The following is a 25,586-nucleotide window of genomic DNA, read 5'->3' on the forward strand; positions in this document are numbered from 1 at the left end:
ATCGGGGGTGGCGTCCGGAAATTCGGGGGGCTAGGCTGGGCCAGTGAAAGGCCCCGTCATGACCCAAGCCCCGCTTCCGCGTCTCAGCGTCGATATCGTGTCGGACGTGATGTGCCCCTGGTGCATCATCGGCTGGCTGAAGTTCGAACAGGTGATGGCGCATTTTTCCGGGCGGCTGGAGTTTCGGGTGCAATGGCATCCCTTCGAGCTCAACCCCGACATGCCGCCCGAGGGCGAGGATGCCGCCGCCCATGTGATGCGCAAATATGGCGTCAGCGCCGAACAGAGCCGCGCCAACAGCGGCAAGATGGCGGGGGTCGCGGCCGACCTCGGTTTCGCCTTCAACCGCGGTCCGGGTTTCCGGATGCGCAACAGTTTCGACGCCCACCGGTTGCTGACCTGGGCGGGGTCGCGCGAGGACCCCGAGCAGTCCGAGCCGACGGGGGTGCAGACCGCGCTCAAGCTCGCGCTGTTCAAGGCGCATTTCACCGACAACCGCGATGTGAGCGATCATGCGGTGCTTGCCGATGTTGCGGCGTCGGTCGGGCTCGATCGCGCGCGCGCCGCGGCGATCCTCGGCGGCGACGAGTTCGGCGAGATGGTGCGCACCGAAGAGGCCTATTGGGCCGACCAGAATATCACCGGCGTGCCCGCCTTCATCCTCGGCGGACGGATGCTGGTGCCCGGCGCGCAGGACCCCGAGGTCTTTATCCGGGTGATCGAGCGCAAGGTGCTGGCCGACGCCGCCTGAGGAACGGAGGGCGCGCGCGGTGCGTTGATCGGTCATCCCCATCAAGGAGCCGGCCATGATCGACGAACCCCGCGAAGACCAAGCCCCCGAAGCGGTCAACCGCGAGCAGGAGGATGAGGAAGCGCAGGCGCAGACCGTCGCCGAGGCGGCGCGCCGCGCGCGGCCGCTGGGCGACAGCGTCAAGGCGAAGGGGCCGGGCGACAGCGACGACATGCAGGATCTGGTCGATCATATGCGCCAGATGGAACGCTCGGGCCGTATCGACATGGGCGCCTATCGCGGCGAACGCAGCGACGACGACGAGGATGGCGAGCTCGGCGAAGGCGGCATCGAGGACGATGAACCGCGCGGCGCGCCCTGACGCCCGTTTTCGTCCTATCCGGCACCGCTGCGGCGCAATCTGACGGCGGTCGCCGCCATAGCGGAGCGGGCCTGTCGGGATTTTGGTAAGCGGGTGATGGCAGGGTCGCGGCATGGCCGGACCCGATTTTCTTTCCACCCATCGCCGCCAGCGGCGGTATCGCAAAACGGCACGCTCCAGCGGTGGAGTCGGAGCGATCCGGTGGATCACGCCGATCATGGCGTTGGGCTTTCTGGGAACGCTGGCGGCGCTGCAATTCTCCCCCGCTCTCGCCGATGGCGCCAAGGCCGACGGCCTTGTAGTTCGGGCCGCGCCGGTGATGCCGGGTGACCGCCATGCCGCGCGCTTCGGTTTCTGTCATAGCGGGGGCGGGCGCGACTGTGTCGTCGACGGCGACACCTTCTGGTTCGCGGGCGAGAAATACCGCATCGCCGACATCGATACGCCTGAGACCCACCCGGCGCGCTGCGCGGAAGAGGCGGCACTGGGCGGGGCGGCGACCCGGCGGCTGCAGGCGTGGTTGAACGCCGGGTCCTTCAGCCTCGAAAGTGCCGGGCGTGACGGCGATCATTACGGGCGCAAGCTGCGCATCGTGACGCGCGGCGGCGCGAGTGTCGGCGATGTGCTTGTCGGCGAGGGGCTGGCGAGGCGGTGGGAAGGGGCACGGCGGCCGTGGTGCTGACGGTTCAGTCTTCGGGCGCCGGCGGCAGTTCTCCGCGCAGCGGCGGGTTCGGACCCGCGAGCTGGCGGCCGATGTCCTGCGCCATCAATTGCGCGACCGGATCGTCGCCCAGCGCACCCCAAAAAGCGCGGCGTTCGGTGAGCGCCGCGTCGCGCTCGGCCTCGGGCAGCGCCTGAACCTCGAGATAGAAGCGCACGAGCCGCAGCCAGGGCGCATCGTCGATGAGTACGTCCTCGGCCCAGCGGCTGAACGCGCCGCCGGCTTCGCGCCAATGGCCGTCTTCTTTGGTCAGAAAGAAGAGGACGCGCGATCCGCTGGGGAAGGCGTAGCGGGTGCATGATCCGGTGTAGCTTTGCGGATGCGCCTCGTTCAACTCATAGGGGTTGCTGAGCATCGCCTCGGCATCGGTCGCGATCATCGCCGACAGCGCCAGCGGGCCGTCGGGGATCGTCCCCTTGAGCGCTGCGACGGGTTCCAGCAGGATTTGCTGGGTCGGCGGGCCGTCGGGTTCGAAATCGCCGGGACTCACCGTCGCGAGCAGGATCAGGTCGGCCTGTCCGACGAGCTCCATATTGGTCGGCACGCGGTAGCCGGGGGCGGGGGAGCAGGCGGCGGCGGGGGGCGCGGCGAAGAGCGCGAGGGCGATGAAGAGGGCCGGGAAACGCATGCGCCGAGCTTAGCCGCTTCGCGCCCGAATGAAAGGCGAACGCGGCTTTGGGGCGGATCGTCGAAGCTGGTGGATCGAATGCCAGGATCGGGCGTATCATGCGCAGGACTCGCCCGGAACAGCCCCCGCGAGCGGCAAGGAGACTCCCCATGGCAGAGCATGACCATAGCGCGATCAAGGAAAATATGAATGTCGTCGGCGCCGACGGTGTCCATGTCGGCACCGTCGACCATCTCGACGGCGAGCGCATCAAGCTGACCAAGGCCGACAGCCCGCAGGCCGAAGACGGCGAGGGCGGCAAGCATCATTATCTGCCCGCCGGGCTCGTCGCGTCGGTCGAAGGCGACACGATCCGCCTGTCGGCGACCGCCGCCAATGCGGTCGACCTGTTCGAGGAGGCCGAATAAGCAAGAGCGGATTGGCGGCGCGGACCGCGCGCCGCCACGGCATCGAAACCGGCCCATCCCGCCGACGCGCGGGGTGGGCCGTTTTCGTTGCTAGCCGACCGCGTGGACCACGAGCGCGACGACGCCGAGACCGTAGGCGAGCAGCTGGAGTCCGTAGAACCGGCGGAGTCCGGGGGCATAGCTGTTGGGGGTATCGACCTTGTCGCTGCCCAGTTGTCCGGCGATCGCGCCGAGCGCCATCAGCCCGCCCAGCACACTGAACGCCAGCAGCATCAGCCCGATTCGGACCCAGAGGTCGGCGGGGCCGAAGTCGATGCCCGCTTTGGCGCCGTCGTCGAACAAGGCGATCGCGCCGCCGATCGACGCCGTCGCGAGAGCCAGCAATTGCTTCACCGTGTCGCTCGCCGCGCCGAAGGCGGCGCCGATGCGCTCGTCGAAGGCCATCAGCAGAAAGGCCAGATCGGGCAGAGGCGTGCGAGGGCCTCGCCGAGGGTGACTTCGCCGATGATGTTCGATGCGAGCCGGTCGGGATCGTCGGCATAGGCCGCAGGGCGCGCGGCGATCATCGCATCGATCAGCGCGCGCGCGTTGGCGATGGCGAGGTCGAAGCCTTCGTCGTTCGCCGCGCCCGCCAATTGCCGCGCGGCGTCGTCGGATCGTTCGCGAAAATGCTGGTCGGCGCCGTCGCCGAGGCGGAAGCCGCGGCTTTGGGCGTGGGCGATCGTGGCGGCGTACAGCCGCTCGCCCGCGTCTTCGCTGTCGGCTGCACCGTTCATCGCGTCGGCCTCCTCATCGTCGCGCCGGCCTATCCTATCGCAACGGGGGCGGGCAGGCCAGCTTGCGGACGCGGCACATCTTTTTGCTATTTTTCAACGAGTTTGCCCTAATTCGGCGCGCGTATGGCGAATTGGGCGAAACAGCGACGACCGCAGGGCGCAGCAAGCGGGGCATGGCGGGCCGCCGCCGGGCTACTGTTGTTTGCGGCCGGCTATGCCGTCGCCAACCGGTATCAATTGACCCACGACGTCGTCTATCGGCTCGCGGCGGGCGACCCGCGCAATGCCGTCGGCGCCTTTGCCGTCCTCGCGGCGCAGGCGACCGGTTTGCTCGCGGCGCTGGTCTGGTTGCCGCGGCGCTGGGCGATGCTGCTGCTCGGGCTCGCGGGGGTCTCGATCCTCGTCAACCATGGTTATAGCGGGCTGGTCAGCGAACTGATGGGCGCGGGCACGCTGGCGTGGATGGCGGCCGAGGCACGGCAGGCGGGCAATGCGGCGGGTGCATTCGGCGGGGCGTTTATGCTGGCGGGCGTGCAAGCGGCGGCGGCGGTCGCGCTGTTCGCTGGGGCGCGGCATTTGCTGCTGCGATCCGGACGACTGCCTGCCGGGCGGACATTCGCCTGGGCCGGCGCCGCGTTGTTCCTGTTGCCTGGATTGCTGATCCGCCCGCTCGACCGCTGGCCCGAAGGCGCCGAGCGCAATCTGTACGGGCTGACGTGGGAGCTGGCGAGCGCGGCGCCGCCACCGGCGCGCGAAGCGGTGACCCTGGTGCCCGATACCGGCGATGCGCCGCGGCATATCGTCTGGCTGGTCGACGAAAGCGTCGCGGCGGCACCCTTCGCTCGGCTGATCGCCCCTTCGCTACGCGGTGTGGCGCATCGGGATTTCGGGGTGGCGGCGGCGCTGGGGCATTGCAGCGCACCGGCGCAGGTCGCGCTGCGGTCGGGGGTCGACGTGCGGCATGTCGGAAGGGACAGCGACCTGCGGGCGACGCCGTCGATCTGGGGCTATGCGAAGCGCGCCGGGTATCGCACGATCCTGATCGACGGGCAGACCGCGGGGGCGCCGCAGAATTTGCTGCTGCCGCCCGAACGCGCGCTGATCGACGATTTCCGGTCGATGGCGGGGGGCATCGACACCGACCGGCGGATCGCCCGGACGCTGAACGCGCAGATGAAATCGCCGGGAAAAAGCTTTGCCCTGGTGGTGCTGCGCGGCGTCCATTTCCAGTATCGCGATCATTATCCCGAGGGCACGATCCCCGCCGACGCGCCGGTCGCGCGCCAATATGACACGGCGCTGGCCTGGTCGAAACGGAGTTTCTTCGATACGCTGCTCGCCGGGGTCGACCGCGAGGCGGTGGCGATCGTCTATACGTCGGACCATGGCCAGAACCTGGCCCCCGGGGCGTTGCCGCATTGCAGCCAGGCGCCGGTCGCCGACGAGTTTCGCGTGCCGCTGGTGGTCTTCGTGCCCGACCGGCTGGCGGCGCGCTATGCCGCGGCGCCCGGGGGCGGGCGGTCGGCGAGCCAGATCTTTCCGGCGACCCTGGGGTGGATGGGGTATGACCGCGCGGCGGTGGCGGCGCGCTACGACCGCGACCTCGACGCACCGACGGCGCGCTATGTGTGGTTCGGACGCAGCGTGATCCCGGTGCGCGAAGGCGGCGAGATCGCGGTCAGCGCGGGCCGTGCCTTTCCGGGAACGGCCGCGGATGTGCCGCCGGTCGATTGAACAATATTGATTTGGCTTTCTAACCTTTTTCGCTCATTCTTCCGATCGGTGAAAAAATACTGAGTCGCGACGCCATAGATTTTTAGGGGAGCGTTGCCATGACTATATTTACCGAAAAACTTGCTCAGATTTGTCTCGCAGAATATGCCCGTTGGGACAACGGTGCGGGACGCGAAACCCAGGGNAACATCAACAATCTGACGGGCCGGACGGTCCAAGGCGGCATCCGGCCGGCCTGGTCGTCGGCCTTTGTTTCTTTCTGCATCCGCAAGGCGGGGGCGGGCACGAAGTTCAAATATAGCCAGGCCCATTGTCACTATATCGACGCCGCGATGAAGGCGAGCGCGGGGACCAACGCCGGTTATGGATATCGAGCGATGAAACCCGCGGCCTATACGCCGAAGGTCGGCGACATCATCTGTGGCGGGCGGGAATATGCCAAAACCTATGATTACGACCAAGCCAAGATGATCTATCAGGCCGACAGCTTCTATCCGTCGCACGGTGATATCGTCATCGAGGTGACGACGACCCATGCCATTACCATCGGCGGTAACATCATCCACAATGTGGACCGCAAGAAGCTATCGCTCGATGGCAATGGACGACTGCTTCCGCGCAAGGACGGGAGCAAAAGCTATCCGTGGATAGCGGTGCTCGCCTGCGAAATCTGACTCAGGCGACGACCCAAGCCTCGGTAACATCGCGAAAGCCAAAAGGGAGCCGGGTGCGCACCCGGCTCCCGATGCGTGGCGACGTCCCGGCACGCGAGGGGTCGCTGTCGCCGGTCAGTTGCCCTTGACCTCGGCGCCCGCGACCGCGCGCGCCTTGATCTCGCCGGGCGACAGCTTGGTCACAAGGCCGTTCGCCGTGCCGCTCGCGTCGTGGTAAATGTCGGACAGCGGGATATTGTAGAGCTTGCCGCCGCGCACGACGACCGCGGTGTCGCCCTCGACGCTCTGCACCGTGCCGATGCTGTTGCCGCGGCCATCGCGGATGTCGGCGCCCGCGCGCACCTGTTCGCGCGTCGCGACGCGAAGGTTGGTGCTGTCGACGGTGCGGTTCACGGTGCCGTCGACGCGATCGACGGTTCCCGACAGACGGTCGCTGACGGTGCCGAGCGTCGCGCCGGTATCGACGCCGACCTGGCCGCCGACCCCGACTTGCCCGCCGACGCCCGCGACCTGCGCGAGGGCGGGGGCGGCGAACAGCGCCGTGCCGGCGGACAAGGTGATGAGGACCTTACGCATGATATAACTCCCGAAATGGATTTGCCGTGCCGTCGAAACGGCGGTGCCGGCGGCGCGTTGCGCGCGCTGCGGGCGAATCGGACGGGGCGCCGCGAAGGTACGACGAAGGGTCTGGTGGGGGCCGCAATTGCCGGTGCGATGGCCCGTCGTACCGGTTAATCACGCGTTCACTACACGCTTTTCCGCGCTTTTCGCGGGCGCCTCCGCCCCTCGGTTCGTCGCACGAGGAAAACGCTTTACCGTTGCATTTTTTGCATCCATCACGACGTTGGTTTCAACAAGGGGGAATACCAGTGAAAGCGAAAATTTCTGTGGCGGTCGCAGCAGCCCTGTCCTTCGGACTCGGGGGTTGCGCCACGGTAGTGAACGGCACCAAGACCGATTATTCGACCGAGACGAACCCGGGCGGGGCGCTCGTCAAATTCACCAGCGGCGACAGCTGCACGACGCCGTGCAAGCTCGAGTTCAAGCGCAAGAATGATCAGCGCGCGGACATCACGCTGCCGGGTTACAAGCCGACCTATGTGCTGATCCAGTCGAAGCTCGGCGGTTCGGCGTTCGGCAACATCCTGCTCGGCGGCATCGTCGGCGGTGTGGTCGACGGCAGCAACGGGGCGAGCAACCGCCTCTATCCGCGCCCGCTGATCGTCAAGCTCGCGCCCGAAGGCTCGAACGAGGAAGCGGTGCTGCTCGACAAGGACGGCAAGGTCGTGATGACCGTCGCCGAACATAATGCCTCGGTGCGCGTCGACGTCGCCAAGACGATCGGCCCGAAGCTCGCCGGGCTCGAAGAATAAGCCAGCGACGCGCCGGCGACGCCGGCGCGCCTTTGTAACAGGATCGGCGGGGTGCGCGGTTTCGGCCGCCGCCCCGCCTTTCTTTTGCCCGTCGCGCGGGTCAGTGTCGCTTCGTCGGGACCGTGACGAGCTTGCTCAGCGTCGCGAGACGGCGGCGCGCGGCGCTCCAGTCGCGTTCGGGATGCGCCTCGATCTGGTGCAGCAGCACCCGGATTTCCTTGCGGCGGTCGTCTTCGGTTACGGCCTGCATGGGCTGTCTCCTTCCGCCACCGGCATAGCAGGATTTCGCGGCGCGCGGCGGCGGCTTGTCGCGCCGGTGAGGCGGTCAGTCGCTGTGAGGGGCCGAGACCGGAATCGGGGCTTCGGGGTCGATCGCGCCGCGGCAGTCGATCGCGCCATCGCCGCGGCCGATCGCCCAGAGTTCGGCCGCCTCGCGCAGCGTGGCGACCTGGTTGCCGCGAAAGGTGACGAGCCAGGCGTTGCGGCTTGTTTCATAATGCGGATCGGGTTCGTAGACGGGCATCAGCAGACCGTCATCGCCCATATAGCGGGTGAGTTCCCAGCGATCGCGTTCGACCGTCGCGACATAGAGCGCGCGTGTCTTGTCGCCGCCGTCGTCGAGGCGGCGCAGCGAGAGCAGGCGGAGCGGCACGCGGTCGGGCTGGCCCGCGTGGCTGCCGAGTTCGGCGGCGAGCGCGGCATTGTCCTCCCACGTCGCCGTGCCGAGCGCATCGGTGGTGACGCTGACGCCGAGCAACGCGTTGGGGCGCGGGCTGGCGTTTGCGACGAGCCCGGCAAGCACGTCGGCGGCGATCGCGCAGGCGCGGTCGATCCGGTGCGACGGGGTCGCGACGACAGAGGTGGCGACGGCGGGCGGTGCGAGGAGGAGCAGCGCGGGCAGCAAGGCGGTGGCGGTGCGGTGGCGGACGGTCATCGGTTGGTCTCCCTCCGGCGAGCGGTGCGGCTGCCCGTATCCGGGGTGCGCCCGTCGCCGTCCCGCTGTCAAGCGCGCGCCGTTTACCGATCGATCAGCAATTTGTGCGAGGAGGAGGACGGGGCGTTTGGACCGGCAGGGGGATGGCGATGGCGGAATATAATGGCGACCTTTACGCCTTTTCGGACGTGCGTTTCGAACGGCGCGACCAGAAATCGATCCTGGTGGCGTATCTGCTGTGGTTCTTCCTCGGCGGGGTCGCGGCGCACCGTTTCTACCTCGGTTACAACAACAGCGGCATCGCGATGGTGCTGCTGCTCGCGGGCACGCTGGTCGTCGGCATCGCGGCCTTCCTGTCGCCGATCCTCTATATCGGGCTGATCCTCTGGTCGCTGTGGGTGCTCGCCGACGCGGTGATGATCCCGTTCATGGCGCGCTGAGCGCGGCTCGACTTCGCGGCGACGCCCGGCTAGCCTGCGCGACCTGTGGCGGGGAGAAGGCGATGAAAAGCGGCGCGATTCTGGGGGCGATGGGCGCGCTGGCGTTGGCCGCGGCGCCGGCGGCGGCGCAGTCGCTGGCGAAACCGCCCATCCCGAAGAGCAATCAGGCCCAATGGGTAGATATCATGGGCGCGTCGCAGGAGATGCAGGACCGGCTGGTCGGCCAGCGGCTGGTCATCGCCTTCACACTGGCGGTGGGGCCGCATGGCCGCCCGACCGAATGCACGCATGAGGGCGAGGGTGCGCTGGGCGCCGAATTCGGCGCGCTGACCTGCACGCAGGTGATGCGCCGCGCGCGCTTTACCCCCGCCACCGATGACGTGGGCAATCCCGTTGACGGCAGATGGTCGGGCCGCGCGGTGTGGTGCTATGGCGACAGTTGTTTTTAGGACGGGTTAGCCGGGGCTGGCCGGCGCCGATGGCACGGGCGCGGCGATGGCAAGCGCGCGCTCAGTCGGCGGTATCGCGCAGCGTCGCACCGCCATAGACGCGGTCGATCAGCGCGAAGAGCAGGGGGTCGTAGGCGCGCAGCTCGGTGCGGGTGTTGCGGTCGTTGTGGACGCCGTCGCCGCCCGGCGGGCCTTCGCGATTGACGTCGAAATAGGCCTGCACCCCCTCGGCCCAATATTCGTCGCGGCTGCTGCCCGCGTAAGTGTTTGCCCACAGCCGCGCCTTGCGGGCGTGGTCCCAGGCGGCGGTCAGGCCTTTCGCAAAGGCGGGGTCGGCGGCGAGCGCCATTTCGGCGACGCTGTGCGCGAATTCATGGACGAAGACATTTTCGTCATTCTGGCCGTCGATCAAATTCGCCTCCGTCCCCGCGACGATCGGCAGCGTCGGCGTCGCGCCGAAGCCGCCCCAGAAGCGCTTGTCGAGCGAGCGGTCGGGAAAGGCGGCGCGATATTCGGGGATGGCGCCGACACTCTCGCCGCGCGCGAGGATGACGACGCGGACGCGCTGCGAGCGCAGCCGCGCCGCGACCCCGGGGCGCGTCGCGAGCAGGGTGAGGACATTGGCGCGCGCCTTGCGCAGCGCGGCGTCGCCGACCGCGGCCGAGCCGAGGACGGGGATGCCGCCGGCGTCGAGATATTTGGCATAGGCACGCGGGGGGAGGTCGAATTCGGCGCGAATCGCCGCGGGAACAGGGGTGACGGTCTGTGCGGCGGCGGGCGCGGCGAGGAGGAAAAGAAGGGCGGCGATGGCGCTTAAGGGCACAAAGTTCCCCGGCGCGCGCAGCGAAATTGTGCCCTTTGTGCCCTTAAGCGGCCCGGCGTCGGACCGGGGGGTGGCGAGAGGGCGTGCGGGCGCGTGCGTCATCGCACCGGGTGAAGCATGGCGGAATAAATTAGGAAAGCCGCGAATGGCCGGAGCCGATCCTATTTCGTCACGCGGCTCTTTATCGGCTTCGTGCGGCCGCCGTCTGGCGCTGCCGCATGGGCGTGCCTATCTAGGCGCGCGATGAGAACTGGGGACCGGATGACGATCGTGATCGCGCGGCTGAGGCCGAAACCGCTGGCGGCGGGGCAATTGCTGTGCGCGCTGGCGCTCGCCGCGCTGGTCGCCATGCAGGCGCGCGGCGACACGGTCGGCGAGGCCGTGCGGCACATAGTGTTCGGCGATGTGGTGATGACCGCGCTGATGGCGGTTGCGCTATTGGGCTTCGTCTATTTCCGGCGGCTGTGGCGGTGGCGGAACGCCTATGTCCGCCACGACGGGGTGACGCTGTACCGCGGCGGCAGCGCGCGCTGGCCGCTGGCGCTGGTCCGCGACGTGGTGCTGGCGAAGGACGGGGTCGGGGTGGAATCGCTGCGGCTGGTGGTCGACGACGACAGCGAAGTGACGCGCGAACTGGTGAAGCTCGCGCTGCTGGAAGACACGCCCGAGGCGGTGCGCGGCGGGGTGATGTTCGCGGCGGCCGGGATGCGCGGGGTGCCGAGCGGGGTTACGGTGAATTGAGCTTTGGTTGGACCTAACGCTGAATTCTATTCTTCTATATACTCACAGAATTCTATCGAATATATTTCAACTACGTCATTGTAGCTCAGTTTCGCTTCAATTCTTGTCCCATCTTCAACGTCTATATTGTGAAGAGGCAGACTTATAACTAGCAAATTTTCTTCATCGCTATTTGTATTCAACATTTCATCAGAGAATCTTCTACTATAATTTCTTGATTTTTCTTTGTTTGTTGGGCTGGATCCCGAAACCTTAATATCGAGATTTACCACGACATCAATATCTCGCAGAGATGCATAAAATAGCGAAACAAAGTTTAGAGATCTAATTTTCGAGGGGAGACCAGAAATTTCAAATTTTGGAGACATAAGCCCGATGAGCATGGGTTGCCCAGACTCTTCCATGCGAAGGTCTTCACAAAAAAAANACACCCAATGCGGATTGAAGCTTTATCAGTTTGTCAAAGGATGGGCGCTCGCAGCCGGATTCTAGGCGCGCTATAGCTGGTTGAGAGCTTCCAATTTTCGCCGCAAGTTGAGCTTGGCTCATGCCCTTGCTCATTCTAAGCATTGCCGGAGTAAGTATCTGCCCTGCTTCAAGCGCCTCTTTTGATCGGCGGACTCGGATATCCTTTAGGGTCTGACGATCTGGATCTTGAAAGTGGTCGCCGATGAACTGACGAAGTGACACAAATCCTGGCGGCAGTGCTTCAAATTCGGCGAATGAAACCCTCCGATTTAAAAGATGTTCTTTCGCTATCGGGGAAGGCTTTCCAGCCCAGTTTCCAAAGCCGCGACTAGATCGCCGTAAAGCCGAGCGTGTCATAGCTTCTCCGTAGCCTCTCAGAAAATTCTTTGTCAGATTGATAGTCTTGATCACGTTTCATAATTGCAAGTATTGCGACGAGCCTCTTTTGATGATCGGCGGCGGTAATAATTCTCCAGCCCTGCACATCATAAAATTTGACGCGATATATATTCTTTTTTTCATCTTGAAGGAACCAGATGGGTTCTACGCTTTCGATTTGGTTGTCTGAGTAGTGAGGGTCCACGATCGACTGGCACCAAGATACATCGCCTTCCAAGTCTTCGAAGAACACTTGAAGTTCATCATAAGCTTGTTTGTCCTCACGCTCGACACGAATCAAATCGGCCGCAACCTCCTCGTCAACAATGAGGCGGAAGCGGCGATTGACTTCACTCATATACAGATTCCGGTATATCCGGCAAGTGGCTTGACTCATTCAGCTGTGGACGGTGCATTTGCAATTTAGCCCGCGCTCGCGGCTGCGTCACCTCAAACTGAAAACCCGCCCGAATTGCGCCGGTTCGAGCTCGCCGCCAGCACCTTCTTGCCCTGCGGGGTCAGCGCCCATTTGGCGCCCTGTGCGACCACCAGTCCCAGCGTGACGAGTTCGTCGCGGATCGGGTCGGTGGGGAGTTGGGGGCGGCGGTTCGACAGGCCTTCGAGCGTCGCGCGCTGCGGCTGGCTGAGGATGAGGAGCTTGGGTTTCTTGTCGGTCATTGTCTTTGCCTTGTTCTGTTTATTGGGCGGGGGCCTGTGCCCTGAGGTTCCTGGCCCACCCCGCTGCGCTAAGCCAGCAAGCTGGCAAGCTTCGCTGCCCCTCCCCTGAAGGGGAGGGGTTCGTTATCACTCTGCGGCGATCCCGGCCTTGGCGAACATGTCTTCGCCCTCGTCGCCGGCGTCGTTCACCGCGGGGGCGTCGTCGCTGGTCTTGGCCTTTTTGCGGTTGTCGAAGCTCGACCACACGCTGTTCCATTCGCCGCGGGTCGCGCCCTTGCTGTATTCGGTCGCGCGCGTCTCGAAGAAGTTGGCATGCTCGACGCCGTTGAGCAGCGGGGCGAGCCAGGGGAGGGGGTGTTCGTCGATCATGTAGATCGGCTGGAAGCCGAGCTGCCCCAGGCGCCAGTCGGCGATGTAGCGGATGTAGCGCTTGATCTCCTTGGGCGTCATGCCGGGGACCTGGCCCTGTTCGAAGGCGAGGTCGATGAACGCATCCTCGAGCCGCACGGTCTTCTGGCAGGTGTCGATGATGTCTTCCTTCACCGCCTTGGTCAGGCAGCCGCGTTCCTTGGTGAAGGTGTGGAACAGCTTGATGATGCCTTCGCAGTGGAGGCTTTCGTCGCGGATCGACCAGCTGACGATCTGGCCCATGCCCTTCATCTTGTTGAAGCGCGGGAAGTTCATCAGCATCGCGAAGCTGGCGAAGAGCTGAAGCCCCTCGGTAAAGCCGCCGAACATCGCGAGGGTGCGCGCGATATCCTCGTCATTCTCGACCCCGAACTGCTGCATATAATCATGCTTGGCGCGCATCTCGTCATATTCGAGGAACATGCCATATTCGCTCTCGGGCATGCCGATCGTGTCGAGCAGGTGGCTGTAGGCGGCGATGTGCACGGTTTCCATGTTGCTGAACGCGGTCAGCATCATCTTGATCTCGGTCGGCTTGAACACGCGGCCATATTTGTCGTGGTAGCAATCCTGCACCTCGATATCGGCCTGGGTGAAGAAGCGGAAAATCTGGGTGAGCAGATTGCGTTCATGGTCGCTGATCTTCTGCGCCCAGTCGCGGCAATCCTCGCCCAGCGGCACTTCCTCGGGAACCCAGTGGATCTGCTGCTGGCGCTTCCAGAAATCGAACGCCCACGGATATTCGAAGGGCTTGTAGGTCTTGCGGGCTTCTAGAAGGGGCATCAGTCTATCCTTGCGTTCGAACTTCATTCCCTCTCCCCTTGTGGGAGAGGGAGGGGCCCAAGGCGTCAGCCTTGGGAGGGTGAGGGGGCCAGGGCGGCGTCGATTTGTGCCAGCACTCCCTCGATATTCGTCATCACATCGTCATTCCAAAACCGGATCACCCGATAGCCTTCGCCTTCGATAAAGCGCGTGCGCGCTTCGTCATAGGCGACGGCTTCGCCATGTTGTCCCCCGTCGATTTCGATCACCAGCCGTTCGGCGTGCGATGTGAAATCGGCGAAATAGGGCCCGAGAGCTTGCTGGCGGCGGAACTTTGCGTGAGGGAAGGCCTCCCGCAAGGCGCGCCACATGCGCTTCTCGGCGTCGGTGGCTTCGCGGCGGAGCTTACGCGCTCTTTCGGTTGTCCACCAAGGGAGGTCGGCACGCTTGCCTCGCCCCCTCACCCTCCCATCGCCGCTCACGCGGCGAAGGGCCCCTCCCTCTCCCACAAGGGGAGAGGGGTTTTATGCCTTATTGGCAGGCCAGACACTCGTCGTAGTCGGTGCTCTCCAGCTGATACACCGGCGCTTCGGCGGTGTTGTCGGCCTCGACCCCGCCCGCGAAACCGGCGCGCTGGACCGACTTCGAGCGCAGGTAATAGAGCGATTTGATGCCGAGTTCCCACGCGCGATAGTGGAGCATCAGCAGGTCCCATTTCTCGACGTCGGCCGGGATGAACAGGTTCAGCGACGCGGCCTGGTCGATATAGGGGGTGCGGTCGGCGGCGAGTTCGAGCAGCCAGCGCTGGTCGATCTCGAAGCTGGTCTTGTAGCAGTCCTTCTCGTCCTGGGTCAGGAAGTCGAGGTGCTGGACGCTGCCGCCTTTTTCGAGGATCGAGTTCCACACATTGTCGCTGTTCTTCGCCTTGTCGACGAGCAGGCTTTCGAGGTGGGGGTTGCGGATCGAGAAGCTGCCCGAGAGCGTCTTGTGGGTGTAGATGTTCGCGGGGATCGGCTCGATGCACGCGCTGGTGCCGCCGCAGATGATGCTGATCGACGCGGTCGGCGCGATCGCCATCTTGCAGCTGAAACGCTCCATCACGCCCTGATCGGCGGCGTCGGGGCAGGGGCCGCGCTCGTTGGCGAGCAGCATCGACGCCTGATCGACCTGGGCGCGGATATGCTTGAAGACGCGCAGGTTCGACGATTTCGCCATCGCACCCTCGAACGGCAGGCCGCGTGCCTGAAGGAAGCTGTGGAAGCCCATGACGCCGAGGCCGACCGAACGTTCGCGGCTGGCGCTATATTTGGCGCGCGCCATTTCGGGCGGGGCGCGGTCGATATAGTCCTGGAGGACGTTGTCGAGCATGCGCATGACATCCTCGATGAACATCTTGTCGCCGTTCCACTCGTCCCAGGTTTCGAGGTTGAGCGACGAGAGGCAGCAGACCGCGGTGCGATCGTTGCCGAGATGGTCGCGGCCCGTCGGCAGCGTGATTTCGCTGCACAGGTTCGAGGTGGTGACCTTGAGCCCGAGATCGCGGTGATGCTTGGGCATCATGCGGTTCACCTGGTCGATGAAGATGATGTAGGGTTCGCCGGTCGCGAGGCGCGTTTCGACGAGCTTCTGGAACAGGCTGCGCGCGTCGACGGCGCCGCGGACGCTCTGGTCCTTGGGGCTGCGCAGGTTGAATTCGGTGCCGTCGCGGACGGCCTCCATGAACTCGTCGGTGATCAGCACGCCGTGGTGGAGGTTGAGCGCCTTGCGGTTGAAGTCGCCCGAGGGTTTGCGGATTTCGAGGAACTCCTCGATCTCGGGGTGGCTGATGTCGAGATAGCAGGCGGCCGAACCGCGGCGCAGGCTGCCCTGCGAGATGGCGAGGGTGAGCGAGTCCATCACGCGGACGAAGGGAATGATGCCGCTGGTCTTGCCGTTGAGGCCGACGGGTTCGCCGATGCCGCGCACGCTGCCCCAATAGGTGCCGATGCCGCCGCCGCGCGAGGCGAGCCAGACATTTTCGTTCCACGTCTCGACAATGCCTTCGAGGCTGTCGGGGACCGAGTTCAGATAGCAGCTGATCGGCAGGCCGCGGCCGGTGCCGCCGTTCGACAGCACGGGGGTCGCGGGCATGAACCACAGCTTCGAAATATAGTCGTAGAGGCGCTGGGCGTGGTCCTGATCGTCGGCATAGGCCGAGGCGACGCGCGCGAAGAGATCCTGATAGGATTCGCCGGGGAGCAGATACCGGTCTTCGAGCGTTTCCTTGCCGAAGTCGGTGAGCAGCGCGTCGCGGCTGCGGTCGGTGACGACCTCGAACCGGCGCGCGTGGACTTTCGCCTCGCCGCTGTCGTTGAGCTTTGCCGTTGCGGGCGAATCGCCCTTTGATTCGGGGGCCGCCTGCGTGTCGTTTTTCGTCAATTCCATCGTCGCCACGTCGCTCGTCTCCACCCGGTCCGTTTCCCGAAAATCCATGTATCACGCCCTCGATTACACCGGCGCGCATCGCGCGCCTGTTCCTGTCTTGTTCGACTCGGGACGAAACCCCAGCCTAGCATCTAAACGGTCCTCGGGGGCACATATTTTTGGGCGCAAAACGCTCTTTCCCGTGCCCATGTCTCATGAGCGACGGAAAACCGCCATTTCCAGCCAAACACTATTTCTTGGGGTGCCCCCGTGGTCTACCCACCATCCATAGTGCCACGTCGGCGCTGAGACGCAAGAGAGTAAATGACAGATTAGGGACTCGACTCGTCGCCATTTTGATTCGTTTCGTCGATGGCAAAGCACGCTTCGCGGAGTCGGGCCGCGGCTTTCCGCGGGTCCGGCGCGGGCGTGACAAAAGTGCCGCACCGGCAAAAATTATTTCGGGTGACACAAGATATGGGGGAGCGGCTTTTCATCGCGGCACGCAGCCTTTAGGCGGTGTGCCCTGGAAGCGCGTTGGGGGACAGGCACTTATGCTGGTGGGGATCGATCTGGGGACGACGAACAGCGCGGTCGCGGTGTGGCGCGACGGCGGGCCCGAACTGATTCCCAACGCGCTCGGCGACCTGCTCACCCCCTCGGCGGTCAGCGTCGGCGACGACGGCGCGCTGCTCGTCGGCCTCGCGGCGCGTGAGCGGCAGGCGACGCATCCCGAGGCGACCGCGACGATCTTCAAGCGGCGGATGGGCACGACCGAGGAAGCGCGATTGGGCAAGCGCCGCTATCGCCCCGAAGAGCTGTCGGCGATGGTGCTCGGCGCGCTCAAGGCCGATGCCGAGGCGTTTCTGGGCGACCCGGTCACCGGCGCGATCATCACCGTTCCTGCTTATTTCAACGACCGCCAGCGCAAGGCGACGCGGCGCGCGGGCGAACTCGCCGGGCTGAAGGTCGAGCGGCTGATCAACGAGCCGACCGCGGCGGCGCTGGCCTATGGCATCCACGAGCTCGAGGAGGAACGGCCCTTCCTCGTCTTCGACCTTGGCGGCGGCACCTTCGACGTGTCGCTGGTCGAGATTTTCGACGGGGTGATCGAGGTGCGCGCCTCGGCGGGCGACAACCGGCTGGGCGGCGAGGATTTCAACGCGGCGATCGTCGCGCTGGCGCGCGATGCGCTGGGCGAGGGGCTGAAGGCGAAGCCGGGCGACAGCGCGATGCTCGACGAGGTGATGCGTGCCGCCGCCGAACGCACCCGCCGCGCGCTGAGCGACGCCGACCGCGCGCCGTTCCAGATCGTGTGGAGGGGCGAGGCGTTCGCATGCGAGATTACCGGCGAGGCGTTCGAGGAACGCGCGCAGCCGCTGATCGACCGATTGCGCGACCCGGTGCTGCGCGCGCTGCGCGACGGCAATGTGCGGGCGGAAGGATTGTCGGAGATCGTGATGGTCGGCGGCGCGACGCGGATGCCGCTGGTGCGCCGCGCGGTGACGCGGATGTTCGGGCGCTTTCCCAATGCGCAGATCAACCCCGACCATGCGATCGCGCTGGGCGCGGCGGTGCAGGCGGGGCTCAAGAGCCGCGACGCGGCGCTCAAGGAGATCCGCCTGACCGACGTATGCCCCTTCACTTTGGGGGTCGACACCGGCCACCGCGATGCGGGCGGCAAGGTGACCACCGGGCTGTTCTCGCCGATCATCGAGCGCAACACGGTGATCCCGGCGAGCCGCAGCGAGGTCTATTCGCCGATGGAGGCGCACCAGCAGAGCGTGACCTTTGGCATCTATCAGGGCGAATCGCGCTTCGTGGCGCAGAACGTCAAGCTGGGACAACTCGACGTGCCGTTGCCGCAGGGGCATGGCGGACAGATCGGCATCGCGGTGCGCTTCACCTATGACGTGTCGGGGCTGCTCGAGATCGACGTCGAGGTGCCGGGCACCGGAACGCGGCGCCAGTTGGTGATCCGCGACGAGGAGGATCGCGAGAGCGAGGCCGATTTCGCCAAGCGCCGCAAGGCGCTGGAGGCACTGAAGATCCATCCGCGCGAGGAAGCCGCGAACGCCGCGACGCTGGCGCGTGCCAACCAGCTGTTCGAAAACCGGCTGGGCTATGAGCGGCAACTGGTCGGCGAATGGATTGCGCAATTCGAAGCGGTGCTGGCGCGGCAGGAACCGCGCGAGATCGAGGCGGCACGGACCGAACTCGACAAGGCGGTCGACGGCATGGACGGAGAGCAGTTCCTGTGAGCCGCCGCCGGCCGCCGTGGAGCAGCCTGGGGATCGATCCGACGAGCGACGAGCGGGCGATCAAGCGCGCCTATGCCGGGAAGCTGAAAGAGATCGACGTCGAGGCCGAGCCGGCGAAATTCATCGCGCTGCGCGGACGTCTGGAAGACGCGCTGCGACAAGCGCGGTGGATATATGACGGCGACGCGATCGAAGACGCAGGCGACGACGGACCCGAGGATGCGCCGGACGACCCGGCGATGTCGGAGGACAGGCTGGCGGAGAGCGGCTGGTCGATCCTGTCCGGCGATCCGGTAGATGAGGCGGCGCTATCGATCCGGTCGCCCGAACGGATCAATCCGTGGACGGCGCCCGCGGTGGATCCGGTCGCGGCGCGCTTCGCGGCGATCGAGGCGGCACTGGTGGCGGGCGGCGAGGCGCGCGAGCGGACCCTCGACCGCGAGATGCGTGCGCTGTGGGCCGAACCCGCGCTGGAGACGGTCGATGCGGCGGAGGATACCGAGCATCGCCTCGCCCATCTCGCGCTCGACCATGGCGCCGACGCCTCTTATCTCTTGCGGCTGGCGAGCTGGCATTATGGCTGGGTGCGGCGTTCGCAGCGGGTCGGGACCGACTGGGCGATCCGTGAAGTCGGGCAGCGCGCCGCGGCCGAGCATTGGTTCCATCAGATCGGCGAGGGCGTCATCGCCGGCCATGCGAAGCAGGTGATCGACGATATCGAACAGGCGCCGAGCGGCCGCTGGTGGCGCGACTTTTTCCCGAAGCGGCGGATCACCGCTTTCCTCGACGAACTGCGACGGCGGCATCCCGAGGGCGAATACCGGTTCGATGCCGACATCGTCGCCGCGTGGGAGCGGATGCGCAATCCCGGCCTTTCGCTGGGATCGTTGTTCGGACTCGTCGTGCTCGGCGCCATCTCGGCGATCGCGGCGAGTTGGATCGACCTCGATGCCGCCGCCGGCAATGCCGCCTTCTGGGGTTTTTTCCTGGCCGGACTGGTCGGGCTTGCCGCGTATCGCTGGGGATTGCGGCGCATCCGCCCTACGCGCCCGTCGCGCTATGGCGGTCCGCTGGCGGCGCGGCAGGCGGGCGCGCTCGCGCTGATGCTGGTCGTGTTCGCGCTTGCCGTGCTGCTGCCGCCGCACTGGGCGATCGGCATCGCGCTCGCGCTGGCGAATGTCGCGCTGTTGCCGCTCAGCGGGGCGGCGCTGCCGTCCGAGGACGAGCGCGATCCGGCGCTGTGGGGCCTGTACAACGGGCGCTATCCGATCATGGCGGCGGGGCTGTTCGGCGCCTTTGCGGTGGTCCATGCGCCGGGATGGGTGCAGGCGATCGCGCCCGGGCTGCTGGTCGTGGCGGCGGCGCAGTTGCTGCGCGAACGGCTGGTGGCGACATGGGAGGTCTTGCCCGCGACGATGCTCGGTGCGGTGCGGGTGGGCCTGTTGATCGCGGCGGTGATCGTGGTCGTTGCGGGGGTCAAGGCCATGCCCGACCTGCCGGCCGCGCCGGTGGTGCTGGCGGGGATATTGCTGCTGCTGGTGCAGGACGCGGCGGTGAACGCCTGGCGTCCGCCGTTCTCCACCGCCTTCTACTTCGCCTATATCGTGCTGATCGTGCTGTTGATGGCGTTCCCTTTGCTCGTCCCGATGGCGCTCGTCGTGCGGCGGCTTGCCGACCGGCTGTTCATCAAGGGGTGAGGGAAGGGAGGATTGTATTGGGAAAGACGCGGACGGTTGTAACCTCGTCATCCCGGACTTGATCCGGGACCCGCCGTTCTTCCTCAGAGCGGTAAAGGCTCGAACCCGAAATCCTCGGCGAGCTTGCGCCAGGTCATATTCGAGGATCGCAGTCCTCGCTTGATCCGCTTGTCGCGCAGGATCGCCGCGTCATCCTCGCGGGAAAAGGCAAGGCAGGCCCCGGGTCAAGCCCGGGGTGACGATGGTGGCCAATGTCCGCAGCCCGTCGCTTGAAGAAGAAGCAGGGCCGCAATCGGTCGAGCGCTGCCAAGCCTCGTTCCGCCCGCCCGGTCGATTTCCACCACCCCAAACGAAAAAAGGCCCCGGCGATGCCGAGGCCCTTTCTCTATTTCGTTTGGATTAGGCTTGGCCGCCACCGCTACCGGTGCCGCCGCCGCCCATGAACCGCCAGAACCAACCCATGTGCTGTCTCCTAGATGCATCGCGTGCACTGCCCAAGCAGAGCAGTTAACAGGGCGTATACCCTAAGAGACGTGGTAAATCGAGTCTTAACTAGTTTTGGTACCATTTTGGTAACGATTAGGCGGAGCGGCTGTGCGGGGTGGTCGCGAGCGAGGTCGTGAGTTCGGTAAATAGTTGCGGCTTGCCAAGGTGATAGCCCTGACCAACGTCGCAGCCGAGTTCTTCGAGCAGCGCCATGGTGGGGGCATCCTCGATGCCTTCGGCGACCGCGACGGCGCCGAGGCGGTGCGCGAGGTCGATCGTGGACTTAACCACTTCGAAGTTGCGCTGCGAATCGCGCATCGTCATCACGAAGCGCTTGTCGATCTTGATTTCGTCGGCTTCGATTTCGGTCAGATATTCGAGGTTCGACTGGCCGGTGCCATAGTCGTCGATCGACAGGCGGATGCCCGCGCGGCGCAGTTGCGCAAGGGTCTGGCGCGCCTGGCGGCTGTTTTCGATCTGCGCGGTTTCGGTGATCTCGATCGTCAGCATTTCGGGCGGCAAATGATGCGCGGTCAGCATGACGCGGATCGTGCCGACGAGGTCGGCGTGGTCGAGGAGGGTGGCCGAGAGATTGACCGACATGTTGATCCGAAGCCCGCGGTCGCGCAGTTGCGCCGCCGAGCGGATCGCCTGGTCCATCACGAACAGGGTGAGGCGATAAATGTCCTGGCTCTTTTCGGCCTGGACGATGAATTCGTCGGGCGGGATCGGCCCGCGCGTCGGGTGGGTCCAGCGCGCGAGCGCCTCGACCCCGACAAGCTCGCGGGTGCGAATCTCATATTGCGGCTGGAAGGCGACCCAGATGTCGCCGCCGGTGAGCGCGTCCTCGAGCTGCGAGTGGAAGCTGAGCTGCCAGCCGGCGTCTTCCTTCTGGCGCGGCGAATATTTGGTCCACAGCGCGCGGGTGCGGATCGCGCGTTCGGCGGCGACGAGCGCGGCGGCGAGGCGCTGCGCGTTCGATCCCTCGAACTCGTCGTTGACCCCGAAGGCGATCGCGACGTCGACGCGCAGCTCGCCGATCGTCAGCGGCGCGTTGAACAGCGCGGCGAGGCCGGCGAGATGCCCCTCGATCTGGCTGTGCTGATAATAGGGGACGAGCCAGGCGAAGGTGCCGTCGAGGTCGTGATGGAGCTGGGTGCCGTGGCACGCGAGCGTCAGGCGGCGTGCGACCTGGTCGACGAGCTGCTGGCTGCCCTCGCCGGGGAGGAAGGCGGCGAGGTCCTCGAAATTGACGAGCTTGGCGGCGATAACCGTCGCGCTGCCGAAGGCGAGCTGCGTGCGCAGCGCTTCGAAATTGGGCAGGCCCGACACCGGGTTTTCGCGCTGGGCGGAGAAGCGGCGGCGCTTGCGGCTGACATTGGCGCTGACCGCCGCGATCAGGAACAGCGAGGCGCCGATCGAGGTGGTGATGAGCAGCGTCGTGAGCAGGACCTTGCCGACGATCGCGATCCCCACCGCGGCGAGCGCGACCGGGGCGTACCAGCGTTGAAAGCGCGGCAGCAGCGCGGCGAGCAGGAGCAAGGCGACGAACGCCAGCGGCGGCGCCCAGCCGATGTCGACCGGATTGCCGCGCTTCAGCGTCTCGCCCGCGATCAGATGGATATAGGCACCGGGGACAAGGTCGTGGCCGGGCAGATAATGGGCGTCTTGGAAGGTCGAAGCGGTCGGCGCGAAAATGACGTCCTTGCCGCGGAGCTGCGCCGCGCCGACGCGGCCGGCGAGCAGGTCGGCGGCGCCATATTGCGGGATGCTGTTCGTGTTGTAGGAGAAATCGAGGCGGAAGCTTTTCGGTTCGGCCGACGTTTTGCCGCCGAGCAGCGACGCGAAGCTGGGCAGCTTGCGGCCGTCGGCGACATAGGTGATCGGCACGTTCCACACCTGCCAATATTCGAAATCCCACGCGATGCTGGCGAGCTGCGCCTTGTCGCCGAACGCCGGGTTGGGAAAGATCGAGCGGCTGCGGTCGGTGCCGGGCATCGACTTGGTCGCGACCGCGAGCACGGCGCGGTCGCCCATCTTGCGCACCGCGGCGGTCAGCCGCGAGAAGTCGGGGTCCGATTCGCGGCGGTCGAAATAGAAATCGAGGAACATGCGCTTCGCGCCGGCCTTGTCGATCGCGCTGATCACCTCGCCATATTGGGTCATCGAAAAACTGCCGCCGGGGGTCTGGCCCAGCGTGCGATCGTCGAGCGCGACGATGACGATATCGCCCGAAACCGGCCGGTCGCCGACCCGGCTGGTCACCATCGCGATCAATCGGTCGGGAAGTTCGCCGATGCCCGACACGCCGACCGCGATGCTGAGCAGCAGCGCGAGCCCGAGGGTGCGCCAGCTGACGATCATCCTGTTGACACCAATCGGCACGCGCGCACGTCTCCCAGCGACTACCCCACGTGCCTAGGCCGCGATGGTTATCATCGCGTTAATCATGGGAAGGGTGGCTGGTTTGGGCGTGTTATCCCAGCGCAGGAAGCGCCGCGTCGCCGGCGAGAGCCGACGGGGCGAGGCCGACGGCGGCGGGGACGATCTGTTGCAGGTAGAAACGCGTCGAGGCGATTTTCGCTGCGAGGAAGGCGGCGTCGCCCTGGCCCTCTTCGAGCGCGGTTTTCGCCGCCTTGTGCTGCAGCGCCATCAGCCAGCCGCAGGTCGCGGTCGACAGCATGGTGAGATAGGGATAGCTGCCCGCGAGCCGGTCGCCGGTGGGGGCGCTGACCATCCAGTCGGTGACTGCGCGGCACGCGTCGACGAGCTGCTGCAATTCGGGGAAATCGGCCGCGCCATGGGCGATGTCGTCGATCAGTCCGCGGACGAGGTCGCCGCCCGCCATGCCGAGCTTGCGCCCGACCAGATCCGCAGCCTGAATGCCGTTGGTGCCTTCGTAGATCGGGGCGATGCGCGCGTCGCGATAATGCTGCGCGGCGCCGGTTTCCTCGATGAAGCCCATGCCGCCATGGACCTGGATGCCGAGGCTGGCGACCTCGCAGCCGATGTCGGTAGCATGCGCCTTGACCAGCGGGATCAGGATTTCGGCGCGCATCGCGGCGCCCTCGTCGCCCAATTTGCCGAAGTCGATCTGGGCGGCGGCATAATAGGTCAGCGCGCGCGCGGCTTCGGTCTGGGCGCGCATCCGCCACAGCATGCGGCGGACGTCGGGGTGCTGGTCGATGGTGACCGGATTGCGGTCGGTGCCGCCTGCGAGCGCCGACTGGACGCGCTCTGCGGCGAAAGTCTGCGCCTGCTGGGTTGCGCGCTCGGCGATCTGGACCCCCTGGCAACCGACCATCAGGCGCGCGTTGTTCATCATCACGAACATCGCCCGCATGCCGCCCATTTCGGCGCCGACGATCTCGCCAAGGCAATCCTCGTCCTCGCCGTAAACCATCACTGCGGTCGGCGACCCGTGGATGCCGAGCTTGTGCTCGATCGACGCGCAATGGACGCCGTTCGAAATCGTCGAATTGCCGGCGGCGTCGAGGCGATATTTGGGGACGAGGAACAGCGAAATGCCGCGCGTTCCCTCGGGCGCGCCGGGGGTGCGGGCGAGGACGAGGTGGACGATATTGTCGGTGAGGTCATGCTCGCCGAAAGTGATGAAGATTTTTTGCCCGCGGATCTTGTAGAGGCCGGCGTCGGGGCCTTCGGTGATCGCTTCGGCGGTCGAACGCAGCGCGCCGACATCGCTGCCGGCGCTGGGTTCGGTCAGGTTCATCGTGCCGTTCCATGCGCCCGACACGAGGTTCGGGAGCCAGGCCCGGCGCTGTTCTTCGGTGCCATAGGCCATCAGCGCGTGGATCGCGCCGGGGGTCAGGATGTTGCAGAGGGTAAAGCCCATGTCGGCGCTACCGAGCGCCTCGATCACTACCGTGGCGAGGGTGAAGGGCAGGCCCTGCCCGCCATATTCGGTCGGGCCGTCGATGCTGCCCCAGCCGGCGTCGACGAACGCCCGATAGGCCTCCTTGAACCCCGGGGGCATAGTAACCTTGCCATTGTCCCATTTGGGATTCTGGACGTCGCCGACGCGGTTGAGCGGCGCATAGACCTCTGCCGCGAATTCGCCGATCCCGGTGACGATCGCCTCGACCATGTCGGGGGTCGCGTCGGCGAAACGTTCATGCTGCGCCATCGCGTCGATGCGCGCGATATGGTCGAGGACGAAAAGTTGCTCGGTGGTCGGCGGCGTATAGGTCATGTCAGGCTCCCCTTTTAGGGATGATTCCACAGGTGGCGGCGCTATAGCGCGGCATGGCCGAGGGTCAAACAACACCGCTTACCACCACCGATACCCGCGCTTTCTCCGCGGATGCAATCGCGCGCGCCGGGGGGCTGATCGGGGAGGGGCAGCCGGTCGCGGTGCCCACCGAGACGGTTTACGGGCTCGCCGCCGACGCGCGCAACGCGGCGGCGGTGGCGCGGATTTACGCGGCGAAGGGGCGACCCGACTTCAACCCGCTGATCGTGCATGTACAGGACCTCTCGGCGGCGGAAAAGCTGGGGGTGTTCGGCAAAGTCGAGCGGGCGCTCGCGGATCGCTTCTGGCCGGGGCCTTTGACTTTGGTGGTGCCGCGCACGGCGGGCTGCCCGGTCGCGAGCATCGCGACGGCGGGGCTCGATACGATTGCGCTGCGGGTGCCGGGGCACCGCGCGATGCAGGCGCTGCTGGCGGCAAGCGGTGCCCCGCTCGCGGCGCCGAGCGCCAATGCGAGCGGCGGAGTGAGTCCGACAAAGGCAAGCCATGTGCTCGCGACGCTCGACGGGCGGATCGCGATGGTGATCGACGACGGGCCGACGACGGCGGGCGTCGAATCGACGATCGCGCGGGTGCGCGACGGCGCGGTCGAAATCCTGCGGCCGGGGCCGGTGACGGCGGCGATGCTGGCCGAGGCGTCGGGGCTGGCGGTGACCGGCGTCGAGGGATCGGAGATCGTCGCGCCGGGGATGCTCGCGAGCCATTATGCGCCGGGCAAGCCGGTGCGGCTGGGCGCGACGGGTTTTGCGCCGGACGAATATGGGATCGGGTTCGGCGCGGTTTTGGGCGATTACCAGCTGAGCGCGGGCGGCGATTTGACCGAGGCGGCGGCGCGCCTGTTCGATGCGCTGCACGCGGGGGCGGCGAGCGCGAAGACGAAGATCGCGGTGGCGACGATCCCGCAGGACGGGCTGGGCGCGGCGATCAACGACCGGCTTTCGCGCGCGGCGTCTTAGTCCCCCTCCC

General features: G+C 65.9%; 27 protein-coding genes and 1 pseudogene. 13 read left to right on the plus strand and 15 right to left on the minus strand.

The window, feature by feature from the left end; genetic code table 11:
- The first annotated feature begins 58 nt into the window (after positions 1 to 58).
- From ASD67_RS09085 to ASD67_RS22605, 3 genes are all read left to right on the plus strand, one after another.
- On the plus strand, positions 59 to 751 hold the full coding sequence (locus ASD67_RS09085; protein ID WP_056346130.1) for a DsbA family oxidoreductase: 693 nt from the start codon (positions 59 to 61) through the stop codon (positions 749 to 751).
- A gap of 55 nt (positions 752 to 806) precedes the next feature.
- On the plus strand, positions 807 to 1,112 hold the full coding sequence (locus tag ASD67_RS09090; protein ID WP_056346131.1) for a hypothetical protein: 306 nt from the start codon (positions 807 to 809) through the stop codon (positions 1,110 to 1,112).
- A gap of 217 nt (positions 1,113 to 1,329) precedes the next feature.
- A complete protein-coding gene (locus tag ASD67_RS22605) occupies positions 1,330 to 1,794 on the plus strand; it encodes a thermonuclease family protein (RefSeq protein ID WP_443028032.1) in 465 nt (154 codons plus the stop codon).
- A gap of 4 nt (positions 1,795 to 1,798) precedes the next feature.
- Here the strand turns inward: ASD67_RS22605 and ASD67_RS09100 are convergent, their stop codons facing one another.
- Entirely contained in the window at positions 1,799 to 2,461 is a 663-nt protein-coding gene (locus ASD67_RS09100) for a hypothetical protein (RefSeq protein ID WP_056346132.1), read from the minus strand.
- Positions 2,462 to 2,610: 149 nt separating this feature from the next.
- On the opposite strand from ASD67_RS09100, the gene ASD67_RS09105 reads away from it, so the two are divergent.
- The gene (locus ASD67_RS09105) at positions 2,611 to 2,868 is read left to right on the plus strand and encodes a DUF2171 domain-containing protein (RefSeq protein WP_056346133.1); all 258 of its coding nucleotides are present in this window, start codon (positions 2,611 to 2,613) and stop codon (positions 2,866 to 2,868) included.
- A gap of 90 nt (positions 2,869 to 2,958) precedes the next feature.
- Here ASD67_RS09105 and ASD67_RS09110 read toward each other — a convergent pair whose 3' ends face one another.
- Together ASD67_RS09110 and ASD67_RS09115 are read right to left on the minus strand one after the other, a co-directional pair.
- On the minus strand, positions 2,959 to 3,312 hold the full coding sequence (locus ASD67_RS09110; RefSeq protein WP_056346134.1) for a hypothetical protein: 354 nt from the start codon (positions 3,310 to 3,312) through the stop codon (positions 2,959 to 2,961).
- Positions 3,312 to 3,644, minus strand: a complete 333-nt coding sequence (locus tag ASD67_RS09115) for a hypothetical protein (protein ID WP_056346135.1) — start codon at positions 3,642 to 3,644, stop codon at positions 3,312 to 3,314. Before ASD67_RS09115 ends, ASD67_RS09110 begins: the two co-directional genes overlap by 1 nt.
- A gap of 237 nt (positions 3,645 to 3,881) precedes the next feature.
- On the opposite strand from ASD67_RS09115, the gene ASD67_RS09120 reads away from it, so the two are divergent.
- Both ASD67_RS09120 and ASD67_RS24010 read left to right on the plus strand, forming a co-directional pair.
- Positions 3,882 to 5,378: a sulfatase-like hydrolase/transferase gene (locus tag ASD67_RS09120; protein ID WP_156377627.1), complete on the plus strand. Its 1,497-nt coding sequence runs from the start codon at positions 3,882 to 3,884 to the stop codon at positions 5,376 to 5,378.
- A gap of 224 nt (positions 5,379 to 5,602) precedes the next feature.
- On the plus strand, positions 5,603 to 6,052 hold the full coding sequence (locus tag ASD67_RS24010) for a DUF2272 domain-containing protein (protein WP_443028033.1): 450 nt from the start codon (positions 5,603 to 5,605) through the stop codon (positions 6,050 to 6,052).
- Between the two features lie 114 nt (positions 6,053 to 6,166).
- Here ASD67_RS24010 and ASD67_RS09130 read toward each other — a convergent pair whose 3' ends face one another.
- Positions 6,167 to 6,628, minus strand: coding sequence for a hypothetical protein (locus ASD67_RS09130; protein ID WP_056346139.1), 462 nt, complete (start codon positions 6,626 to 6,628; stop codon positions 6,167 to 6,169).
- A 293-nt stretch (positions 6,629 to 6,921) separates the two neighbouring features.
- Here ASD67_RS09130 and ASD67_RS09135 point away from each other — a divergent pair, with 293 nt between their 5' ends.
- A complete protein-coding gene (locus tag ASD67_RS09135; protein ID WP_156377628.1) occupies positions 6,922 to 7,425 on the plus strand; it encodes a translation initiation factor 2 in 504 nt (167 codons plus the stop codon).
- A 100-nt stretch (positions 7,426 to 7,525) separates the two neighbouring features.
- Here the strand turns inward: ASD67_RS09135 and ASD67_RS23440 are convergent, their stop codons facing one another.
- A complete protein-coding gene (locus ASD67_RS23440; protein WP_200937998.1) occupies positions 7,526 to 7,675 on the minus strand; it encodes a hypothetical protein in 150 nt (49 codons plus the stop codon).
- A 75-nt stretch (positions 7,676 to 7,750) separates the two neighbouring features.
- Positions 7,751 to 8,359, minus strand: a complete 609-nt coding sequence (locus ASD67_RS09140; RefSeq protein WP_056346141.1) for a hypothetical protein — start codon at positions 8,357 to 8,359, stop codon at positions 7,751 to 7,753.
- 149 nt (positions 8,360 to 8,508) lie between these two features.
- Between ASD67_RS09140 and ASD67_RS09145 the strand changes: the two genes are divergently transcribed.
- Both ASD67_RS09145 and ASD67_RS09150 read left to right on the plus strand, forming a co-directional pair.
- A complete protein-coding gene (locus ASD67_RS09145; RefSeq protein ID WP_056347223.1) occupies positions 8,509 to 8,799 on the plus strand; it encodes a TM2 domain-containing protein in 291 nt (96 codons plus the stop codon).
- Positions 8,800 to 8,861: 62 nt separating this feature from the next.
- Entirely contained in the window at positions 8,862 to 9,248 is a 387-nt protein-coding gene (locus ASD67_RS09150) for a hypothetical protein (protein ID WP_056346142.1), read from the plus strand.
- 61 nt (positions 9,249 to 9,309) lie between these two features.
- Here the strand turns inward: ASD67_RS09150 and ASD67_RS09155 are convergent, their stop codons facing one another.
- Positions 9,310 to 10,071, minus strand: a complete 762-nt coding sequence (locus tag ASD67_RS09155; RefSeq protein WP_056346144.1) for a hypothetical protein — start codon at positions 10,069 to 10,071, stop codon at positions 9,310 to 9,312.
- Positions 10,072 to 10,314: 243 nt separating this feature from the next.
- Here ASD67_RS09155 and ASD67_RS09160 point away from each other — a divergent pair, with 243 nt between their 5' ends.
- Positions 10,315 to 10,812 carry a hypothetical protein gene (locus ASD67_RS09160; RefSeq protein WP_235535616.1) on the plus strand — a complete coding sequence of 166 codons (498 nt, stop codon included), beginning with the start codon at positions 10,315 to 10,317 and terminating at the stop codon, positions 10,810 to 10,812.
- Positions 10,813 to 11,239: 427 nt separating this feature from the next.
- On the opposite strand, the pseudogene ASD67_RS24015 reads toward ASD67_RS09160, so the two are convergent.
- From ASD67_RS24015 to ASD67_RS09185, 6 genes and pseudogenes are all read right to left on the minus strand, one after another.
- Positions 11,240 to 11,637: pseudogene (locus ASD67_RS24015) on the minus strand (helix-turn-helix domain-containing protein); the annotation flags it as partial.
- Positions 11,609 to 12,016: a hypothetical protein gene (locus ASD67_RS09165; protein ID WP_056346146.1), complete on the minus strand. Its 408-nt coding sequence runs from the start codon at positions 12,014 to 12,016 to the stop codon at positions 11,609 to 11,611. The pseudogene ASD67_RS24015 and the gene ASD67_RS09165, both read right to left, overlap by 29 nt.
- 92 nt (positions 12,017 to 12,108) lie before the next feature.
- Positions 12,109 to 12,336, minus strand: a complete 228-nt coding sequence (locus ASD67_RS09170) for a hypothetical protein (RefSeq protein WP_056346149.1) — start codon at positions 12,334 to 12,336, stop codon at positions 12,109 to 12,111.
- 126 nt (positions 12,337 to 12,462) lie between these two features.
- Complete coding sequence (locus ASD67_RS09175; protein ID WP_056347227.1) at positions 12,463 to 13,527, minus strand: ribonucleotide-diphosphate reductase subunit beta; 1,065 nt, start codon at positions 13,525 to 13,527, stop codon at positions 12,463 to 12,465.
- Between the two features lie 65 nt (positions 13,528 to 13,592).
- Complete coding sequence (locus ASD67_RS09180) at positions 13,593 to 13,988, minus strand: endonuclease domain-containing protein (protein WP_235535617.1); 396 nt, start codon at positions 13,986 to 13,988, stop codon at positions 13,593 to 13,595.
- A gap of 49 nt (positions 13,989 to 14,037) precedes the next feature.
- Positions 14,038 to 15,978: a ribonucleoside-diphosphate reductase subunit alpha gene (locus ASD67_RS09185; protein WP_056346153.1), complete on the minus strand. Its 1,941-nt coding sequence runs from the start codon at positions 15,976 to 15,978 to the stop codon at positions 14,038 to 14,040.
- 485 nt (positions 15,979 to 16,463) lie between these two features.
- On the opposite strand from ASD67_RS09185, the gene ASD67_RS09190 reads away from it, so the two are divergent.
- The gene (locus ASD67_RS09190; RefSeq protein ID WP_056346155.1) at positions 16,464 to 18,170 is read left to right on the plus strand and encodes an Hsp70 family protein; all 1,707 of its coding nucleotides are present in this window, start codon (positions 16,464 to 16,466) and stop codon (positions 18,168 to 18,170) included.
- Positions 18,167 to 19,867 (plus strand): hypothetical protein, encoded by a 1,701-nt coding sequence (locus tag ASD67_RS09195; RefSeq protein ID WP_056346157.1) that lies wholly within the window; start codon positions 18,167 to 18,169, stop codon positions 19,865 to 19,867. The genes ASD67_RS09190 and ASD67_RS09195 overlap by 4 nt, the downstream gene beginning before the upstream one ends.
- A gap of 579 nt (positions 19,868 to 20,446) precedes the next feature.
- Here the strand turns inward: ASD67_RS09195 and ASD67_RS09200 are convergent.
- Positions 20,447 to 22,738, minus strand: a complete 2,292-nt coding sequence (locus tag ASD67_RS09200) for an EAL domain-containing protein (RefSeq protein WP_056346159.1) — start codon at positions 22,736 to 22,738, stop codon at positions 20,447 to 20,449.
- 91 nt (positions 22,739 to 22,829) lie between these two features.
- Positions 22,830 to 24,563 carry an acyl-CoA dehydrogenase gene (locus tag ASD67_RS09205; RefSeq protein ID WP_056346160.1) on the minus strand — a complete coding sequence of 578 codons (1,734 nt, stop codon included), beginning with the start codon at positions 24,561 to 24,563 and terminating at the stop codon, positions 22,830 to 22,832.
- A 53-nt stretch (positions 24,564 to 24,616) separates the two neighbouring features.
- On the opposite strand from ASD67_RS09205, the gene ASD67_RS09210 reads away from it, so the two are divergent.
- Positions 24,617 to 25,576 carry an L-threonylcarbamoyladenylate synthase gene (locus tag ASD67_RS09210; RefSeq protein WP_056346162.1) on the plus strand — a complete coding sequence of 320 codons (960 nt, stop codon included), beginning with the start codon at positions 24,617 to 24,619 and terminating at the stop codon, positions 25,574 to 25,576.
- Positions 25,577 to 25,586: the final 10 nt, after the last annotated feature.

The organism is Sphingopyxis sp. Root1497, assembly GCF_001427085.1.
In the GTDB taxonomy this organism is placed as follows: Bacteria; Pseudomonadota; Alphaproteobacteria; order Sphingomonadales; family Sphingomonadaceae; genus Sphingopyxis.

Bases quoted from the DNA above. Each gene is read 5' to 3' on its own strand.
- ASD67_RS09190 (WP_056346155.1), top strand. From the start codon at position 16,464: ATGCTGGTGGGGATCGATCTGGGGACGACGAACAGCGCGGTCGCGGTG.
- ASD67_RS09140 (WP_056346141.1), bottom strand. From the start codon at position 8,359: ATGACCGTCCGCCACCGCACCGCCACCGCCTTGCTGCCCGCGCTGCTC.
- ASD67_RS09090 (WP_056346131.1), top strand. From the start codon at position 807: ATGATCGACGAACCCCGCGAAGACCAAGCCCCCGAAGCGGTCAACCGC.
- ASD67_RS22605 (WP_443028032.1), top strand. From the start codon at position 1,330: ATGGCGTTGGGCTTTCTGGGAACGCTGGCGGCGCTGCAATTCTCCCCC.
- ASD67_RS09150 (WP_056346142.1), top strand. From the start codon at position 8,862: ATGAAAAGCGGCGCGATTCTGGGGGCGATGGGCGCGCTGGCGTTGGCC.
- ASD67_RS09160 (WP_235535616.1), top strand. From the start codon at position 10,315: ATGAGAACTGGGGACCGGATGACGATCGTGATCGCGCGGCTGAGGCCG.
- ASD67_RS09165 (WP_056346146.1), bottom strand. From the start codon at position 12,016: ATGAGTGAAGTCAATCGCCGCTTCCGCCTCATTGTTGACGAGGAGGTT.
- ASD67_RS09170 (WP_056346149.1), bottom strand. From the start codon at position 12,336: ATGACCGACAAGAAACCCAAGCTCCTCATCCTCAGCCAGCCGCAGCGC.
- ASD67_RS09085 (WP_056346130.1), top strand. From the start codon at position 59: ATGACCCAAGCCCCGCTTCCGCGTCTCAGCGTCGATATCGTGTCGGAC.
- ASD67_RS09105 (WP_056346133.1), top strand. From the start codon at position 2,611: ATGGCAGAGCATGACCATAGCGCGATCAAGGAAAATATGAATGTCGTC.
- ASD67_RS09110 (WP_056346134.1), bottom strand. From the start codon at position 3,312: ATGGCCTTCGACGAGCGCATCGGCGCCGCCTTCGGCGCGGCGAGCGAC.
- ASD67_RS23440 (WP_200937998.1), bottom strand. From the start codon at position 7,675: ATGCAGGCCGTAACCGAAGACGACCGCCGCAAGGAAATCCGGGTGCTG.
- ASD67_RS09115 (WP_056346135.1), bottom strand. From the start codon at position 3,644: ATGAACGGTGCAGCCGACAGCGAAGACGCGGGCGAGCGGCTGTACGCC.
- ASD67_RS09205 (WP_056346160.1), bottom strand. From the start codon at position 24,563: ATGACCTATACGCCGCCGACCACCGAGCAACTTTTCGTCCTCGACCAT.
- ASD67_RS09100 (WP_056346132.1), bottom strand. From the start codon at position 2,461: ATGCGTTTCCCGGCCCTCTTCATCGCCCTCGCGCTCTTCGCCGCGCCC.
- ASD67_RS09210 (WP_056346162.1), top strand. From the start codon at position 24,617: ATGGCCGAGGGTCAAACAACACCGCTTACCACCACCGATACCCGCGCT.
- ASD67_RS09145 (WP_056347223.1), top strand. From the start codon at position 8,509: ATGGCGGAATATAATGGCGACCTTTACGCCTTTTCGGACGTGCGTTTC.
- ASD67_RS09175 (WP_056347227.1), bottom strand. From the start codon at position 13,527: ATGCCCCTTCTAGAAGCCCGCAAGACCTACAAGCCCTTCGAATATCCG.
- ASD67_RS09130 (WP_056346139.1), bottom strand. From the start codon at position 6,628: ATGCGTAAGGTCCTCATCACCTTGTCCGCCGGCACGGCGCTGTTCGCC.
- ASD67_RS09185 (WP_056346153.1), bottom strand. From the start codon at position 15,978: ATGGATTTTCGGGAAACGGACCGGGTGGAGACGAGCGACGTGGCGACG.